The following is a 1,425-nucleotide window of genomic DNA, read 5'->3' on the forward strand; positions in this document are numbered from 1 at the left end:
AAACCTTCTGTTTTGGCTATTGAGGATGACCAGCCCTTATGCTGGTTAATTGAGAGAATATTGAGTGAGGACTTCGATGTCACGATTAAAAGAGAGGGAATCTCTGCTATGGAGTGGTTATTAGAAGGCAACATACCCAGTATTATTTTGTGCGACTTTGTACTGCCCAAGATTGATGGGCTGGAGTTTTTGGAAAACTTAACAAAAAGCGGAGCGTTTAATAAAGTTCCAGTAATAATGTTCTCCAGTGTTCTGGACGAAAATTTTCCAAAAAAGTGCATAGATGCTGGTGCGAGTGCGTTTCTAGAGAAACCTTTTGATCCTCCGGCATTGATCAAGACAATTAATGAAGTGCTCGAGAAAAATAAAATTAGTGCGCGATGAATGAACAAATTACAGTAGATGGAATTCAAAAAGATAATGCTGGGGAAAACAAGCAGCTAATCGATAAAAAATTATTATGCATTTCCGCATCAGGATCAATTAGAGGTTTAGAAAAATCTTTTATTGAGCCGGAAGTCATTGACTCTGTATATTCCTTGAGAGAATTGCTACAGAGCAAACCTGACTTTGAGCCAAATGCCGTATTATTTTTCCCTGAGAAGATCAATAACGAAACGTTAAGCCAAACCGGGTATGCCCAGGAGGTTATGAAAAGCTTTAACGTTCCTTTGATCGTTATCAGCAATGATACTGACGAGAACCACAAAAAGGCGGTACTTAAAAATGGAGCTGACGACTATATTTCAGGAGAAATTAATCCTGAAAGTCTTAGCTACTGGATTAATTTCCTTAAAGTACTGAAGAAGCTTTCTCAGGAAAAGACAAAGCTTCAGATCGAGCCTTTTAATTATAAGATCTCTACAGCAAAAAGAATTTTTGATATAGTAGTGTCGGCAAGTGTGCTTATTATGTTAAGCCCTCTGTTGCTAATCATAGCTGCTATAATCAAACTAGAGTCTAAAGGTCCTGTTTTTTATATTTCTCAAAGAGCAGGAAGTGGTTACAAAATCTTCAACTTCTATAAATTCAGGTCTATGGACCAGGGTGCAGAAAAAGATCTTGACAAAGTGATGCACCTGAACCAATATGGTGGTGACGTAGAAGTAAAAGATAAGTCTGGTAATCCTGTCTTTTACAAAATTAAAGACGATCCACGTGTAACACGTTTTGGTAATTTCCTTAGAAACACAAGTTTAGACGAAATACCTCAGTTGATAAACGTGCTTAAAGGAGATATGTCAATCGTTGGTAACAGACCATTGCCATTATATGAGGCTCAGCAACTTACCAAAGACCAGTGCGCTATGAGATTTATGGCAGCTGCAGGCATTACAGGCTTGTGGCAGGTAACTAAGCGTGGTAGAGCTGAAATGTCGGTAGACGAGCGAATTGATCTTGATATCAGTTATGCTAACAGCGCTT

General features: G+C 38.5%; 2 protein-coding genes. Both read left to right on the forward strand.

Annotated features, from left to right (window positions below; genetic code table 11):
- Nucleotides 1-384, forward strand: a 384-nt coding sequence (locus tag E1176_RS01055; RefSeq protein ID WP_155208736.1) for a response regulator, incomplete at its 5' end; no start/stop codon positions are given.
- A partial coding sequence (locus tag E1176_RS01060) for a sugar transferase (protein ID WP_155208737.1) occupies nt 381-1,425 on the forward strand: 1,045 nt, incomplete at its 3' end. The genes E1176_RS01055 and E1176_RS01060, both read left to right, overlap by 4 nt.

The organism is Fulvivirga aurantia (assembly GCF_009711475.1).
In the GTDB taxonomy this organism is placed as follows: Bacteria; Bacteroidota; Bacteroidia; order Cytophagales; family Cyclobacteriaceae; genus Fulvivirga; species Fulvivirga aurantia.